The organism is Synechocystis sp. IPPAS B-1465 (assembly GCF_003015225.1).
Lineage (GTDB): Bacteria > Cyanobacteriota > Cyanobacteriia > Cyanobacteriales > Microcystaceae > Synechocystis.
Window position 1 is genome coordinate 26,266 of record NZ_CP028097.1, and the last position, 15,141, is coordinate 41,406.

The 15,141-nt window shown below is 48.0% G+C and carries 21 protein-coding genes and 1 pseudogene; 7 read left to right on the forward strand and 15 right to left on the reverse strand.

Translation table 11 applies throughout. The features are described 5' to 3' along the window. Positions 1-86: 86 nt before the first annotated feature. The 5 genes and pseudogenes from C7I86_RS16835 to C7I86_RS16855 form a co-directional block, all read right to left on the reverse strand. Positions 87-1,343 carry a VWA-like domain-containing protein gene (locus C7I86_RS16835; protein WP_011153697.1) on the reverse strand — a complete coding sequence of 419 codons (1,257 nt, stop codon included), beginning with the start codon at positions 1,341-1,343 and terminating at the stop codon, positions 87-89. Then, on the reverse strand, positions 1,340-2,365 hold the full coding sequence (locus C7I86_RS16840; RefSeq protein WP_011153698.1) for an ATP-binding protein: 1,026 nt from the start codon (positions 2,363-2,365) through the stop codon (positions 1,340-1,342). The genes C7I86_RS16835 and C7I86_RS16840 overlap by 4 nt, the downstream gene beginning before the upstream one ends. A gap of 219 nt (positions 2,366-2,584) precedes the next feature. Then, positions 2,585-3,088, reverse strand: coding sequence for a GNAT family N-acetyltransferase (locus C7I86_RS16845; RefSeq protein WP_011153699.1), 504 nt, complete (start codon positions 3,086-3,088; stop codon positions 2,585-2,587). Continuing rightward, positions 3,072-3,374 carry a DUF1778 domain-containing protein gene (locus tag C7I86_RS16850; protein WP_011153700.1) on the reverse strand — a complete coding sequence of 101 codons (303 nt, stop codon included), beginning with the start codon at positions 3,372-3,374 and terminating at the stop codon, positions 3,072-3,074. Before C7I86_RS16850 ends, C7I86_RS16845 begins: the two co-directional genes overlap by 17 nt. Before the next feature lie 204 nt (positions 3,375-3,578). Further along, positions 3,579-3,877, reverse strand: a pseudogene (locus C7I86_RS16855) (hypothetical protein). A 209-nt stretch (positions 3,878-4,086) separates the two neighbouring features. On the opposite strand from C7I86_RS16855, the gene C7I86_RS16860 reads away from it, so the two are divergent. Beyond that, entirely contained in the window at positions 4,087-4,404 is a 318-nt protein-coding gene (locus tag C7I86_RS16860; protein ID WP_011153701.1) for a DUF86 domain-containing protein, read from the forward strand. Between the two features lie 29 nt (positions 4,405-4,433). On the opposite strand, the gene C7I86_RS16865 is transcribed toward C7I86_RS16860, so the two are convergent. Together C7I86_RS16865 and C7I86_RS16870 are read right to left on the reverse strand one after the other, a co-directional pair. Next, complete coding sequence (locus tag C7I86_RS16865) at positions 4,434-4,775, reverse strand: DUF5615 family PIN-like protein (protein WP_011153702.1); 342 nt, start codon at positions 4,773-4,775, stop codon at positions 4,434-4,436. Then, positions 4,772-5,104: a DUF433 domain-containing protein gene (locus tag C7I86_RS16870; RefSeq protein WP_011153703.1), complete on the reverse strand. Its 333-nt coding sequence runs from the start codon at positions 5,102-5,104 to the stop codon at positions 4,772-4,774. The genes C7I86_RS16865 and C7I86_RS16870 overlap by 4 nt, the downstream gene beginning before the upstream one ends. A 52-nt stretch (positions 5,105-5,156) precedes the next feature. Between C7I86_RS16870 and C7I86_RS18805 the strand changes: the two genes are divergently transcribed. After that, the gene (locus tag C7I86_RS18805) at positions 5,157-5,330 is read left to right on the forward strand and encodes a hypothetical protein (protein ID WP_158299052.1); all 174 of its coding nucleotides are present in this window, start codon (positions 5,157-5,159) and stop codon (positions 5,328-5,330) included. Between the two features lie 45 nt (positions 5,331-5,375). On the opposite strand, the gene C7I86_RS18810 is transcribed toward C7I86_RS18805, so the two are convergent. Then, positions 5,376-5,525, reverse strand: coding sequence for a hypothetical protein (locus C7I86_RS18810; RefSeq protein WP_158299053.1), 150 nt, complete (start codon positions 5,523-5,525; stop codon positions 5,376-5,378). 31 nt (positions 5,526-5,556) lie between these two features. On the opposite strand from C7I86_RS18810, the gene C7I86_RS16875 reads away from it, so the two are divergent. From C7I86_RS16875 to C7I86_RS16885, 3 genes are all read left to right on the forward strand, one after another. Next, a complete protein-coding gene (locus C7I86_RS16875; protein WP_011153704.1) occupies positions 5,557-5,832 on the forward strand; it encodes a hypothetical protein in 276 nt (91 codons plus the stop codon). Between the two features lie 191 nt (positions 5,833-6,023). After that, on the forward strand, positions 6,024-6,218 hold the full coding sequence (locus C7I86_RS16880) for a hypothetical protein (RefSeq protein ID WP_011153705.1): 195 nt from the start codon (positions 6,024-6,026) through the stop codon (positions 6,216-6,218). A gap of 163 nt (positions 6,219-6,381) precedes the next feature. Beyond that, positions 6,382-9,258: a plasmid replication protein, CyRepA1 family gene (locus tag C7I86_RS16885; protein ID WP_011153706.1), complete on the forward strand. Its 2,877-nt coding sequence runs from the start codon at positions 6,382-6,384 to the stop codon at positions 9,256-9,258. 367 nt (positions 9,259-9,625) lie between these two features. Here the strand turns inward: C7I86_RS16885 and C7I86_RS16890 are convergent, their stop codons facing one another. Both C7I86_RS16890 and C7I86_RS16895 read right to left on the reverse strand, forming a co-directional pair. After that, positions 9,626-9,913: an addiction module antidote protein gene (locus C7I86_RS16890; protein WP_011153707.1), complete on the reverse strand. Its 288-nt coding sequence runs from the start codon at positions 9,911-9,913 to the stop codon at positions 9,626-9,628. A gap of 10 nt (positions 9,914-9,923) precedes the next feature. Then, the gene (locus tag C7I86_RS16895; protein ID WP_011153708.1) at positions 9,924-10,214 is read right to left on the reverse strand and encodes a type II toxin-antitoxin system RelE/ParE family toxin; all 291 of its coding nucleotides are present in this window, start codon (positions 10,212-10,214) and stop codon (positions 9,924-9,926) included. 174 nt (positions 10,215-10,388) lie between these two features. On the opposite strand from C7I86_RS16895, the gene C7I86_RS16900 reads away from it, so the two are divergent. Both C7I86_RS16900 and C7I86_RS16905 read left to right on the forward strand, forming a co-directional pair. Then, positions 10,389-10,583: an AbrB/MazE/SpoVT family DNA-binding domain-containing protein gene (locus C7I86_RS16900; protein WP_242018640.1), complete on the forward strand. Its 195-nt coding sequence runs from the start codon at positions 10,389-10,391 to the stop codon at positions 10,581-10,583. Further along, positions 10,574-10,936 (forward strand): type II toxin-antitoxin system PemK/MazF family toxin, encoded by a 363-nt coding sequence (locus C7I86_RS16905; RefSeq protein ID WP_011153710.1) that lies wholly within the window; start codon positions 10,574-10,576, stop codon positions 10,934-10,936. The genes C7I86_RS16900 and C7I86_RS16905 overlap by 10 nt, the downstream gene beginning before the upstream one ends. Before the next feature lie 65 nt (positions 10,937-11,001). Here the strand turns inward: C7I86_RS16905 and C7I86_RS16910 are convergent, their stop codons facing one another. The 5 genes from C7I86_RS16910 to C7I86_RS16940 all read right to left on the reverse strand — a co-directional run bounded on the left by C7I86_RS16910 (position 11,002) and on the right by C7I86_RS16940 (position 15,103). Beyond that, positions 11,002-11,256 carry a BrxA family protein gene (locus tag C7I86_RS16910; protein WP_011153711.1) on the reverse strand — a complete coding sequence of 85 codons (255 nt, stop codon included), beginning with the start codon at positions 11,254-11,256 and terminating at the stop codon, positions 11,002-11,004. 32 nt (positions 11,257-11,288) lie between these two features. Beyond that, positions 11,289-11,873, reverse strand: coding sequence for a hypothetical protein (locus tag C7I86_RS16915; protein WP_011153712.1), 585 nt, complete (start codon positions 11,871-11,873; stop codon positions 11,289-11,291). Continuing rightward, positions 11,866-12,447 (reverse strand): hypothetical protein, encoded by a 582-nt coding sequence (locus C7I86_RS16920; protein ID WP_011153713.1) that lies wholly within the window; start codon positions 12,445-12,447, stop codon positions 11,866-11,868. The genes C7I86_RS16915 and C7I86_RS16920 overlap by 8 nt, the downstream gene beginning before the upstream one ends. Positions 12,448-13,979: 1,532 nt before the next feature. Continuing rightward, positions 13,980-14,249, reverse strand: coding sequence for a putative toxin-antitoxin system toxin component, PIN family (locus tag C7I86_RS16935; RefSeq protein WP_011153715.1), 270 nt, complete (start codon positions 14,247-14,249; stop codon positions 13,980-13,982). A gap of 122 nt (positions 14,250-14,371) precedes the next feature. Further along, complete coding sequence (locus C7I86_RS16940; RefSeq protein WP_011153716.1) at positions 14,372-15,103, reverse strand: DUF4386 domain-containing protein; 732 nt, start codon at positions 15,101-15,103, stop codon at positions 14,372-14,374. Positions 15,104-15,141: the final 38 nt, after the last annotated feature.

Consider the following 15,141-nt stretch of genomic DNA (forward strand, 5'->3'; position numbering starts at 1 on the left):
TTGCCAATAAGAAAAATCATTACCTTGACTTTGTTTTGTGGTTTTAAGAACAACTTTTTCCATAGCTTTGTCCAAATAGTTGCCAATTAGGATCTTAACCGTACCACCTCCCCAAAGGGAAAACCGTCACTATTCTTACCCCCTGGTGATACTACCCAGAGGGTATCCAATGGTGGGGCCTGGTCGGGAAAACTGCCATAACCATCGGTGAGGTAACAGATAACTGCCTGTTTTTCCCTGCTCCACTTTTCATCCACCGCCGTAAAAAAGGGACGAAAATCCGTGCCACCGCCCCCCTGGGGTTTGGGTACTGCGTTTAAATTATCTAGCTCATAGGGGCCATAGCAGTCCGCATCAGCATACCAGAGCCAACATTTTATTTGGGGATAGGAACCGAAAATACCCCTCAGCTCACTCAAGAAAATTCCCATCTCCTCGTCCCCCACCGAACCACTGGTGTCAATGCAACAAAAAACTTCAACACTTTCCCCCACCAAAGCTTCCAGATACAGACCTTGATGGATAAAACGGCGATCGTACCCCTGAAAATCATTGGGAGTATGGACTAAAAATCGCCAGAGATAGGTGCGCCAATCCAACTGAGGCTGGCCAATTTCCCCCAAGTGTCGTTCTAAGCCTTCCGGTAAATTGCCCTGGAACTGACTACGGGCCACAACGGTAGCCTGTTGGATCGCATTCCGCCAATGGACAGCCAACTGCTCCTCCTGGTGGCGAGGACTTTCTAAACGATTACGGTGGATTTCTTGATCATCCTGTGAATGGCTATGGATTTTGCTGGAATTCGCTGAAGATTGCCCACCATTAGGCTCACTGTCATTACTATTTAGGTCATTGTCATTATTATTACTATCACTTTGGGTAGTTAGATTGGGAATTTCCTGCAACAGATCCGCTATCGGTAAAGCCGGGGGACTTTCCCGTTTAATCAGTAACTCATAGACCTCCTCCACACTATATTTTTCTAATTCCGGTTCCCGTAAACCCCCCTTGGGAATAACAAATTTTCCCTCCGCCACAATCATGCCATTAACCACAATATCCGCCGCTATATTCCACAACTCCGGCAGACGACTGGCCCGACGGCTTTGGTGTAACAATGCTCCGTGCAACAACTCATGGAGAAATAGCCCGTCCCTTTCGGCGGGGGTAAGCTGGGCAAGATAATGGGGATTGAAATAGATATTTTTACCCTCTGTACCAGCGGTAGGTATTGCTTCAGTGACGTAATAACGGGCAAACAGAGCGAGGGTAGCAAAAAAGGGAGACTGCATCCGTAGCCGCAATCGGGTAGCACTGAGCAGAGCTTGGCAATCATCGCTCATATCGCTAGCAACTCCTGATAACCCTGCATGAACTGTTTAAGTTTTGGTTCTTTTTTCGCCATGATGGACAATGCTCCCAAGTGACCGGCCCGCCGCAATTGCCCGGCCATATCGGTAACAAATAACTGTACCCACTCACTATCCGCTTTATCCGTTAACCAATGAAAAGCATTAACCCCTGCGGTGGCATCTTTCGCCCGCACTGCCAGCCCAATGGTGGAGGCGTAACCACTGGACGGTTCGGTGGGAAAACCAATATTCTGTCCCTGTCCCCGAAAAATAGCTTCCAAATCCGGTAGGTCTTTATAGAGTTGCACAAAGGCACTGAATTCAGCGGCGCATCCTTCTCCCACCGCTGGGGACACATCTAAGTTGACTTGGTGGAGTCCATTGGCTATGGCCCAGGAACGGGGAGATGGCCAAGCAGGTCGTTGGAGATCCAACTTATGAATTAATCCTGGACGGAAGGAAAGAAAAGCAATAACCTGTTCGTGGTATTTTTGCTCTAGGGCATACTGCTTAAAGCTTTCAAAATCCGGTTGTACGTCCAGGTGTAAAAAACGATTTGCTAAAGGTGCCGGCATTTCAAACACGGAAGCCCGGTCTTCCTTTCGATTGCCCGCCGCCCAGATAAACCAATCCGTTGGTACTTCATAGCTACCCACCCGACGATCTAAAATTAACTGTTGGGCTACCCCTTGCATAGCTGGTGGGGCCATATTTAATTCATCGAGGAAGAGAATACCAGCTCCATCTTTAGGTAAAAATTCCGGTGGATACCAAGCAGAAGTCCCTGTCTGGGGCTTAGTTTTGCTAGTGGGAATGGCAACGGGCAAACCCCGTAGATCCGTCGGTGCTAGTTGACTCAGCCGCAGGTCAATGAACCTCAGTTTTCCTTCTTCAGCAATTTGTGCCACAATGCTGGACTTACCAATACCAGGGGGCCCCCAAATCATGGTGCTGGTTTTAATTTGGTTGCCAACTAGTTGTTCCAGGTAGTTTTTTAGCTGAACTGGGGTCATGGAAAATTGTCCTTACGTAATGCCGCTACGGTATAAAGAAAGATGTCCAGGGAACGAGGCAGTAGAGCTAGAAAGCTTACTATGGGTTCGGTTTAACCAATTATGCCCAGAACTAGATGCACAAAAAATAATTATTTACTATGCAATTTTGCGCTTATTTGGTAGTTCATCTTAAAATATTTGCTACTTTAAAGTAAACATTAATCTAAAAAAATCATTCTAAAAGAGTCTTTCCACCGATTTCATTGCTAAATAGAGTTTACTTGGCTGTTGATTAAAAGGCACAAAGCCATATTTGATGTAAAAATTAGAAGCCTGGTCATTGAGGGCTTCCACTATGACGGCAAGGGAAGCAATTAATTGAGAGGTTTCCCAAGCTCTTTTTAAGGCATCAATTAATAATAGTTCACCTAGTCCCTGGCCTTTGTAGTTTTGGTCAACAGCTAAACGTCCTAACAGGGTTGCAGGTAGCATGGGATAACGGGGCAATCCTTTAGCAAAGTCGGTTTCTAAGTAAGCAATGTTGACAGTATAAGCTGAAAGAGTGTAGTAGCCCAACACTTTTTTATCTAGATTATCAACTAGGACAAATATTGTTGCAATTTTTCTTTTTAGGTCTTGGGAAGCTTGTTTTTGGATATAGGTATCCAGAGATGCTTCTCCACAGTAAAAGTCTGAGCGCTGATGGATACGACTATCAAGAAGTTCAATTTTTAACACCATCAATCTCTATTATTTGTTGGTGACGCAAGGCGGCTTTTTTTAACTTACTATTTGGCTCCGATGGCCGTAGTAGCGCATCAACAAAAGCTTGACTGTCGGCAATGGTTAATTGGAGAGTTTGATGCTGTTCAATCACCTTCAATGCGGCCGCTTGGGCACTGGCGACGACAAAATCAGTTAATGATCTGCCCTCCAGGGCCGCCGCCTTTTGCATCAACGCTTTTGTTTCTGGACTAATCCGGGCTTCCAGCCTAGCCAGGGCTTTGGACTTGGTGATCTGGGTCATGGGACAAAACTGGCAATGGGGAATGAGACCATGCTACCAAAATATACGGCAATTTACCGTACATAATCTGTGAACCTTATGGACTTTTTGGAGAAATGAATGGTGCAAATTGGTAGAGAGCAGTGGATGCTATGCAAATAAAGCAATATTTGTTCCACCGTAATCTTTGTCGATATTTGACATAGAGTTAAAAGTCAAGGATGCCTACCCGAGGTTAACCGCCATGGCCAAGGAAACATTGTCTGCACTGCAAACGGAAGCCCAATCGGAAGACCAGCCCGGAACGCCTGCGATCGCCTTGAGGAATCCTGCTTTGACATAGGCCGCCTCATCCACCCCAGGGGGAACCCAATCCCGCAATAACATCATCAATTCTTCTTTTTCCGCTTCGGGGGGATTTTTAGCAGTTCACATAGTTCGGTAGTCTGCTGGGCGTTGAGGGGCAGGGGGGGAATGCCTAACTTTTGGCGATTGGCAGCGTGGCGACGGTAGCCTTGCAACATAGGACGGTTCTCTCTCCGGCAATATTAGTTCATGGTCAACGGTGAATATTCTATTTTATGCAGGGGAACGGGATAAGTTACCGGCAAACGGTTTGGGGAGACTGGGCAAAGGGGATCGCCGACCCTATCTTAAAAAATAGACCGATCTTCTAGGAGGTATATGATGAATAATTTAGTTTTATCAATTATCAATAGTGCTCAGGTAATTTATGAATCGTGATCTGGCCTCAATTTTGGATGCTCTAATTTTTGCTCGTCGCATTGTAACTTTCACTACAAATATGACAGAAGAAAATTTCTTTACTGATATTAAAACTCAAGACGCAGTGATGCGAAATATTGCGGTCTTAGGAGAGGCTTTAAGGAGAATTTCCCCAGAATTTCGGCAAACTTATTCCAAAATTCCCTACAATCAAGGGAATTATTTAAAACTACAGGATGAGTTGTTTACAGGGGAGACAATTAAATCTTTGGGGAGAAATTTTTTAGAGTTTGAAGCAAACAAATCCCAAGAAACTGTTCCTTGAATTTCGATGACAGTTTTTCAATTTAACTACTATCCCTGTAAGCGGTTAATTCGTATAAGCTGATTGCTGGGTTCACTTATCTGCTCCAAAGCCGCATCAATTTGTTTTGCTTGTGCTAAGAAATCTGCATTAAAAGTACAAACAATGATACCGCAATGGCATTCATTTTGTAGATGAAGCCGAATAAAATCCTTACGATTAATTGTCAACACTGCCCTTTGTTCAGCGACAGCAAAAGCCAATACATCCTCGTCGGGAATAGCTTTATCGGCTTGCCCCGCATCCAAACAAGTCAGTACATCATGCCCTAGTTCACGTAAAGCCTGCACCACAGGCATAGGAAAATTTTCGTCACCGTACAATCGACTCATAGGGCTTCATTCTCGTTGATTTGCCCCTCAACTTCTGATCGATGACGACGGACATAGGCCCAGGCATTAACCAAATCTTCGGCCCGGAGACTAGGATAACAGCGCAAAATTTCCCCATCATTCAAGCCCTGCCGCCTGGCCTGCTCCAATACCCAAACAGGAATCCGAGTGCGAACAATGCAAGGCTCACCACCACAGACTAGGGGGTGGACTTCGACACCGGGAGCCAAATCACCTAAATCCTGGGCCACCCACTGCAATAACTGTGCCCGCTCTCCCCCGGACAATTGAGGCAGTAAATTGGCGATCGCCTGTAATGCACTCGTCATCTCATATTCCTATGCAATAAGTCCAATTTTAGAGCATGGCCTCCAATTCCCTTTGCCCCTCGGCGATCGCCCCGACTTTTATATTGTGCCCAGTGCGATTGTCGCCACCTATGTCCAAACATCCCATCAACAATGGTCAGCGGGGAGTAAAAAGGATGGAACTGCTAGGCGAGATTCATCCATGCGTAAATTTTCCGACCCAGAAGAACACTACCGAGAAGCATGAAAAACAATACAATTATAGGACAAAATATTTTAGGAAATTGCAATCTTATTCCCATTGACCCACATTTTCGCCAAGGTGAAATGTCGCCTGTTCGCCTTTTTGACTTTTCACCCATTCAGACAGGAGAAAATCCACCAATTCAGATTTATCGGCGGCTTGATTATCCCGCTTAAGGCGATGAAGTTCTTCCTCCACATCTAGGTCTGTTTCACGACGAATGTAATAAGTGCGCCCAATCCAATCTGGGTCACTTCTTTTACCCGTAGCGGGTCGTCCCCGCTTAGGCGATAGGGCATTAGATTTCGATTCCCCTTCAACAGAAGTGGTCTGTGGGCAGAATCACCACAATGAGTTTCCGGAAGTTCCGATTGCTTTTTTTGGCTGGCGATCGCCGGTAAGTTGGGGGGAAATTGAGCAAGGTTCTATGCTCGACCAGGGGAATATTGAGGTTTTTGAGCGCAAACCAAAGGAGCGGAAACCCTTTCCTGAACAGGCTTTGTAACTATTACTGCCTTATCAGAGAAATCTATTTGGGAAGATTTTTATAGAAACTTCACATTTTCTCGTGTTAATGTTCTTGAAGACTATCCAAATCGCCAAGGTAGATAGAAACCAACTTCGAGAAGTTTTTATTCATTCCATGGGCGACACAAGACTAACAAACCTGACAATCTAAATTATTGGAGAGATTTCATGGAAACAGGGCACTCCATCGCCCTGATCGCCGCACAAACACCTAAAACCAAAGAAACCCCTCACGCTTTGGACGGCACAGAAGGGGTTCCTAAGGTCTTAAAGGCTCACCAACCAAGGGCGATCGGTGCTTTTAAATTGAATTTCTCAAACGGCAAGCCGCAACTAGCAAAATTTGCAGGGGGTGCCGCTTGATATCTATCTTATCGTTAATCCGTCGATATTCAAGGGGTACAGGCAAATTTAGTGTCGGCAACATCAACGGAACTCCCTCCCTGCCTGAAATTTGGAAGCAAAAACCCTTCTGTTTAGGGACATATACAACACGTCAGCTCAATGATGCAGGGGGGGTGGAGTAATGAAAGTTAGACCCCAGCACTGGCAAGAATGGGTGAATAGCGGCATCGCCCCTGAGATAATCGAAGCTAACCTGAAGAGCCTAGATAACGCCTACGGATGGTTACTGTATTCGGAGAAACTACCCCGGCGTAACGATGGACGATTAAGTCAAGGAATACTGACCCAATACCGTCACCTTGAACAGGGAGGCTGGTATTGCTCTGGATTAGATGCCATAACTCTAGAAGATTCCCAATGGGGCTGTTTTAAACCAGATCAGCCTCGACTCTCCCAAGAAGGGAAGCTAATTAAATATGAACACCCCCCCAAGACCTCAACAGAAGCATTTTGCTTAAAAATCACCCGTCATCAATGGCGACAAATTGCCCAGAAAGCTGGATTAGAGTGCCCCGACCTTGAGCATATCCCTAACCAAGAGATAGCCCAATCATTCTGGCAATGGGTAAAAAATAACCCCGCCGTACCCATCATCATCACCGAAGGAGCCAAAAAGACCGCATCCTTGCTTAGTTATGGCTATGCCGCCCTAGGCTTGCCGGGGATTTATTCCGGTTACCGCTCCAAAGATAGCGAGGGAATTGAATTAGTCCATAAACAGCTAATCCCCCAGCTTGAGACATTTTGCCAACAGGGTCGAGAATTTGTCTTCTGTTTTGACAACGACAACAAACCCACCACCAAGCACAACGTCAGAAAGGCGATCGCCAACACAGGGTGTCTGATGGAGCTCCAGGGATGCAAAGTCACTGTCATGACCTGGGCTGGATTAGCCAAGGGTATTGACGATGTCATCGTTGGCAACGGAGAAACCAGCCTAGACCGCATTTATTCTGCCCGCCAGAGCCTCGAAGCTCACAAACTAAGCGAATTTACCGACCTAACCCCCCTCATCTCCCAGATAGTAAATTGCCGCTACCTAGACCAGGATATTTTGGCCAATGTCACCAGCCGATTAGTAGGCATAAAAGCCGCCAAGGGAACAGGAAAAACCGAGGCTTTAGCCCAACAAGTACAGCAGGCGATCGCCAAAGGACTGCCCGTCATTGTCCTCACCCACCGGGAACAATTAGCCAAAGAATTGGCCCAGCGGTTTGGATTACCTTACCGGTCGGAATTGGAATTTGGAGCCGAATCCTTCCATGGTTATGTCTTGTGTGTTGATTCCCTGCATCCCCAAGCCAAGCCCGCCTTCGACTCCAGCCGCTACCCTGACGCCCTGGTCATTTTGGACGAAGCGGAGCAGGTCATCTGGCACTTACTCAATTCCGTCACCTGCCAACGCAATCGCCCCGCCATCCTGGAAACCCTCAGCCAATTGCTTAATGGAGCCGGGCAAATCGTCCTCAGTGATGCTGACCTAACCCGCATCAGCCTTGATTACCTCCATGGGCTATTAACAGTCCAGTGCGCTCCCTGGGTCTTGGTGAACGAATATCACCCCGCCAGTGCCCGTAAAGCTTTCCTTTATGACGCCCCAGAAGCTTTATTTTCCGATGCCTTGGAATGTATCCAAAACGGAGAACGGCTCATAATTCATACAGGAGCCCAAAAAGTCAGCAGCAAATGGGGCACTATTAACCTGGAAACAACCCTATCGGGAGCCTTCCCAGAGCTGAACATTTTACGCATTGATGCGGAATCAGTGGCGGAACCGGGACACCCCGCCTATGGAGTAATGGGCAACCTCAACGCCATCATTCCCCTCTATGACATTGTTATTGCCTCCCCAACTCTAGAAACAGGGGTAAGCATTGATGTTAAAGGGCATTTCCACCGCGTCTTCTGTTTTGCCCCCGGCAGTCAAACCGCTGAAGCTGTCTGTCAATCCTTGGCCCGGGTGCGGGAAGATCTCCCCCGTCATCTCTGGATTAAAAAATATTCCAATCAAAGCATTGGCAACGGCTCCACCATTCCAAAAATATTGGTCAGCTCCCAGCAAAAGCTCTTTAAAGCTAACTCCCTCCTCTTGGGACAAGCGGATACCATCGCCAACCTAGATGGCCATTGCTCCCGCCACATGGTCACCTGGGCCAGGTACAGCGCCCTCCACAACCATGGCTTTAAAAAATATCGAGATGTTATCCTTAGCCGCTTGGAAGCCGAAGGGTATAGCATTCTCTCCACCGATGCCCCCGACGATGCCAAAAGCGTTGGAGAATTTATGAAAGCCTACACAGAAGCCAATTATCAGCAACACTGCGAAAAGGTCGCCGCCGCCCCCCTGCTCGATGATCTAGAATTTGAGCGCATCAGCAGGGCCCGGGCCAAAAGTGAGCCAGAACGATTGTCAGAACAAAAAACAGCCATCTCCAAACGGTATCTCACCGACGACATCACCCCGGAACTGGTCAGCCAGGATGACAAAGGACTATATGGTCAATTGCAGTTGCGCTACTACTTAACCCTAGGGCGGGAATTTTTAGCTGAGCGGGATACCCATCGAGTTAAAAAGCTCACCAAACAAACCGGGGAGGCTTTCACCCCCGACATTAACAGCACCTGCTACAGCGCCAAGGTAAAAACCCTGGAAATTATCAATATCGGGCAATTCCTCGACGGTTCCGCCCATACCTCGGAAAGCTTACGGGACTGGTTTGAGCATATCTGTCAGTTCCGTGATGACATTAAGGCTATTCTCAATCAATCCATCAATCCCGAACGGGACACCCCCATCGCCGTTGCCCAACGATTGCTGGGATTAATGGGCTTGAAAATGACAGGGAAACAATACCGGATCAATGGGGGACGTCAGCGCATTTATGCCCTCGTAGACTCTCCCCCCGACGACCCAGCCAAAATCATTATGGAACGCTGGTTTGAACGGGATTCTAGCCGCGTCCCCTGTCACACCTCTTCTTTAAAAGAGTTATGTTAAACCTGAGTTAAACAATGGGCACCCTAGAAATTGCTTGATCCACAAGATATGGAATGTAATGGGCAAGAAACCTTACTGGGTTTTGGATATGAGCTATAAGCAAAATCGATAGGACAGTCGATGAAGAGGCTAAAGGGAGACCCTCTATGGATTAGATGTCTCCGCCGGCTTGGTCAGTGGAGTAACCACCGCAGTGATGGAGGAAAAGAATGGCAAAATCGACCCCTGATTATTATGCGGACTATTTTTTTAGTCAACCGGATTGCTGATGTGGTCACGGTTGCCTCTTCCCATTGCCAGCGAAGGAAGCGTGGCTTTGTCAAGGCTATTAGGGCACTACAACTGTCCGAGGTAACATTACCTTCCCTTAGAGTGTCGTGGCTTGGAGGCGTAGTCCTAGGGCTTCCATGACTTTCAAAACCGTTACAAATTCAGGATTTCCATTGGCAGATAGGGCTTTATAGAGGCTTTCCCGTCCCAATCCTGTTTCCTTTGCAATCAGTGTCATCCCTTTGGAACGGGCTATGTCTCCCAGCGCTACGAGGATTAGAGCAGGGTCTCCTTCTTCAAGGGCGGCTTCGAGATAAGCGGCCATGTCTTCACGGCTTTCTAGGTGATCGGCGGCATCCCAAGGGATAGTTTTAAGGGTTTCCATTGAATTGACCTTATAGTTCTTTGGCTAAATCACGGGCAATGGTGATGTCATTGGATTGGGTCTGCTTGTCGCCGCCAGCCAACAAAATAATTAACTGTTCTCCCTGCTGGGTGAAATAGATGCGATAGCCGGGGCCGTAGTTAATCCGAAGTTCTGAAACCCCACCCCCTACCGACTTAACGTCCCCAGCATTAACCAAGGATAGACGGCGAATACGAATATCAATTCGGGCTTTTGCCTGGCAATCCCGCAAAGACTTAAACCAACGGGCATAGGTTTCTGTTTGCCGGATTTCAATCATCCCCCTATTGTATCCCAAAAGATACAAATTGCTTAATGTATTTGAAGCGGGCATTAATCTGAGGGGGCTTGGGATTAGAATTGAGTAATTATATTTTGTATAACTCAGGAGGGGCTAATGGAAGTCCGGCTCAAAAAGTGGGGAAATAGCATCGGGTTACGCATTCCGCACCCCTTGGCCATCAGTTGGGGGTTTGATGAATCAACGGTGGTGGATTTGGTGGAAACGGAGCAGGGGCTGATGATTCGTAAACGGTCTTCCCCTGGGTCATTGGAGGCACTTTTGACATCTATTCCTGCCGATTTTACCTATCCCGGTGATGTGTCCGATTTTGTGGAGAGTGAGGCGACCGGCCAGGAATGGTTATGACCTCAACCGTCCCGCAATATCCTGAACGGGGGGCGGTAATTCGCTTAAACCTCAATCCCACCCAGGGGCGAGAACAAATGGGAGAGGCGCGGCCATGTCTGGTTTTGAGCCATACTGCCTTTAATAAGGCCCGCAATGGCTTGATCATTGTTTCCCCAATTACGAATACCATTAAGCCAGAAATTCAGACGTTGGTTGTCCTTCCTGATGGTTATCGGGTACAAGGATCGGTTATTGCTGAGCAAATCCGCACTGTGGATTTAAGTTTGCGTTGGTGGCGGGATACGGGAGAAGTCCTTCCCCCTAGTTTTGTGGATCAGGTCTTGGCGGTTCTCCAGCTAATTATTGGATGAGACCCTAAGCGATGGATGTTTCTTCGTCAGTCCCTTAATGATCCCCAAACTGATGTTCGAGATGGTCAATGGGAGGCGTCGCCATCCCGAATCAGTAACCATAATGACTCCCCTAGGGGCTCTATACGGGAACGTAGTAGGTGAGCAATCCTTTTTATCGATTCAACATTGCCAATTTGAAGAACGTTTTCCTCCAGAATTTTCCTCTGCCAATCCCCATCACTAATTTTCTGTAGGAGTAAGTCGGCAATAATACGAGACTCCCGCAGACGGAGCCCAGACCTGGCAATGCTGACCGTATATCTAGTGGCAGTGCCCATGGGAATTGTTCTTTCTAGAAAGGCTGAGGAATTTAGCTATCCTGCTCATTGGCTAACCATTGCTCAACAATTTCCTTTATCAAAGCTGACACATCCCCCCCCCGACTTTTGGCAATGCTTTCCAGCTTCTGATCACGCTCATTACTCAACTTGAGAGTCACCCGACGTTTTTTGACCTCTACTTGTTCTTCCCCTGCCTTCAGGGCCCGCTGTTCTGCCCGATGTTGGGCTAATCGTTCCATCGCTTCCGAAAGTGTCCCAGCCTGGGACACAATTGGCTCGTTTGTGGCAAGTTCAATATATCGATAGGCGGTGGATTTGCTTACCTCAATTCGTTCTAGCCAACCTCGAAAACCCCCAGTTTGGCGATTGTAAGTAAACTGTTGTTTCGCCGTTAACAACGCTTTGCCGGCAATTAAGCCAGCTTGCAGTGCATCCCCTAAATGGGACTGGAAAGACTGGTGAGCAGCTTTAACAATATCCTCCAGCTCCATTAGGGTGGCGCCGTTCATATCAATTTCTTTCAATGGAGTGATAGGGTCGGCCGCTTGAGCAAACAGACCCTGCTGTTCTGACGACGTAACCCGAATTTCAGGAACTGATAGTTTTTTAGGCATAATTCTGTGTTTGCAACCACTGCCATATTTGCAGAATATCGCCCCCAGCGTCGGTGTCGGGAAAATCAGCAGCCACTAACCCCTGGGACCACCAATCTCGATGACTGGCTCGTTCTCGCACTGGGGTCAAGCAAATGGGGACATTTAACGGAGCTAAGGAAGTTACAATTCCGTCTGCATGGGCACGGGGATGGAGTCGATTAAGTAACATTGTTGTAGGACGATGGGCATTGCGCGCTAACTCCAAAGTGGCTGGCAAAGCATCTAGCGTTGCTTGGTCATACACCACTGGCACCAAAACCACATCAGCAACAGACAATGCGTCATGTACTCCGGGCACAGAGGCACCGGGTAAATCAACAATCGCTCTTTCTAGCGCTTTCAACCGAATTGCCACCCGACCCAAAGACACATCCACAACTTCGGGACTATTAGACCCACGGCGATCGGCCCAGTAACAACAAGTTGCCTGGGGATCTGCATCAAGCAGGGGACTGGCAGAAATGACGGCTAAATTGGCGGCGATGGTACTTTTCCCAACTCCTCCCTTGCCGTTAAATACGACTATCTTCACCAAGTTCCTCCGAAAAGATAAAAACCGTCTGAACCATCGTAGCTACTTAATGCTTAATGGCCTCACCCACGTGGAGCTATTAGCTATTGAGATAACGATAAATACTCGACTTGGAAAGAGCACACTGGCCCATCAATACTTCCATCGAAAGCCGACTCATCTTTGCTATCATACCCTCTAAGTTTTTGCTTTTTTTGGGAGTAAGGGGTCCCATAATCAAAATCCCCCGATTAGTGGCCGAAACAGCAAGAGCTATTTTTAAGCAGGGGTATCAGTACCATGGCTCGTAATTGGACAATAAATTTAAGCGAAGAGGCTCTTACTGACCAAATTACTGACCAAATAGAGCAGGCAAAAGTTAGGGAGATCGCCGCTTTATACCCACCTGACCAGTAGTTGGCAAACTACCGTTGGTAGAAGCTGTCTCCTATCCCTTGGAGATCGTTTTCCAGGTGATAAAACTTCGGGACCTGTTGCCAGAATTCGATGGCGGGGATTATGGTTCTTTACTAAAGCCTGATACCATATGACAGTCTGCATTAAATTGCTGGCGGAGAAAAAGTGCTTATGAGTACCAAAAACTTAAAATGGCGTCTTTGCCACAACCGTCCTAGGCAACATCAACTAGATAAAGATTGCTTCTGCCTCGTCTAGAGAAAGAGGAAGTCGACTCAAAGAGCCCGCAATCGTCAGCCCCGCTGGAGGAGAGTGCGCCCCCTGGGGGAGAACCTTCACAACTTATTTCTGATTTCTAAGAGGTATACAAAAGCGAGCTGAAGAATTCGCTTTACCTCAATGGCAGGGCTGGAGAAAAAGGAACAAGAAAAGCTAGTCCTCCAGAGCCCTCCACTAAACAAAGGGTTCCCGCCAGCAACAACGGGGTGAGCAGGATGGAAAGTAGACCCAGCCCAGAATTAGTCCTGCCCTGCGCCCCTGCATTAGCCCAGGGGAGCTTTAGTTTTGCATTCAATTACAGCCCCTCACCTCCCCGTTAGCCCCCGGTATTCCCCGCCAACCCCAGCTGCGGTAGTAAGTGGGGAGCTACCCTAGGATGCCTCTAAAAGTCACCGAGTCAGAGCCGCTGAGGGAACTAGAGCCATTGTCTCCAAAACAGCATCAGAGAAGAGGATGTTACAGGGCAGACCAGCAGAGAGGAAAACTGGGGAGTGGTCGGCATAGTACCCCAACAGTAGAAGAGTGGGAGTGAAAATCGACAATGGTAGTGCCGAGTGAAGAAGAGGGAAAGCACTCAAAAAAAGACCCTATGGAAGCCAGCTTATCTATTACTCTGACATCCCCACTATGACTCTAACAAACCCCAGTAATCGCCGTCGACACCCCCCTGGGTCTGTACAGCCACATCATCACTTCCGACTACGCCTGATTCTCCGGGTTGCGGGAAGCCTTTGGTTAGGGGTAGAGGGTCCGCACTTATTGTCTTTACTCTCCCTGCACTTCTTAAAACTAGTCCAGCTTCTTTACGGAAGTTGCCCTCAACAGCGCAAGAGAGTTTAGCAGCCACCCAGACCCATTCATTTAAACAAAAACTGCTCTAACGCAACAATCGGACAGGGAAAAGGCTCCTCCAGTTCCAGTAGGTCTTTGTCCCCTGTAATTAAGTAATCAGCCTGCCCAACCAATGCCAAGACCAAAAAGGGCACATCAAAGGGATCTCTACATAGGGGAGTTGGCGGTGGAGGGTTGGGTATCTCCACTGTTTCGCAAAAAGGTAGATAGTCAGCCAACAATTCCTCTTGTTCAGCTGCATTGAGCCTGAACTTGAGGTAGGTAAGCACCTGCATTAGTTCTTTAACCGTTACCTTTGATATCAAAAGGATACAGTCCCCAGCCTGCCATTTATCACGTAATTACCTGTGGGACCCCCCAGAGCTACAACCGGAGCGTTAGACGAGGGGTCTGCGGACTACACAACGCCGGCACTCCCTGTAACTTCCCTCCAGCGTTCTAGGTCGACGCCTTTAATGAGCAACCACAGACACAGAGAGAGTTCAGACACTATGGGCACCACGTAAATCGGCGACACAGCTCCAACAAAGTCGGGGAACAGAAATCGAGTGTAGCTACCAATTAAATAGGTGACTCCAGCTGCCATCACAAGATACCCAATGGCCTTCGGCAGGTATAGTGACTTGGCAATCAGGTAGCCGAGAATCAGGCAATGAACCCCAAACAGAATCAGTCCCAAGTCATACCCATAACTATGCAGGTCGAGAAACAGCAACGATAGCGAGTTGAGCTGGGCTACTCCGAAGATCGTTGCGTAGCCTGGTCCCTTCAGCAGAAGTACCGCCGCGTAGTAGTTAAGTAGATTGACGGCGATCACCGCCGTCTGCGTCAGCCGAAAAAACAACGCGACAAGCGCGAGGGTCTTATTGACCGGCTTCAGGAGGGTGAACAGCAACACGGCAAGCGCCACATCGCTCAGTAACATGATCGAGTCGGCTAAAAACCCGGCACGGAAGAGTCCCTCTGCTCCCAAGATACTCCCGGCGGTGGCAGTGGCATCACCAGGAGTAATGATTGATGAACGCACGAATATTTCAGCGAACAGACCGAGCACAATGATAATGAGGTACAGGAGCCCAGCGGCTCTTGCATAGACTAGCGGTGAAGTCTCTATCATTCGGTTTGTCATGTTAGCACCCTCCTGTTACTCCCGCCGTCTAACAACCC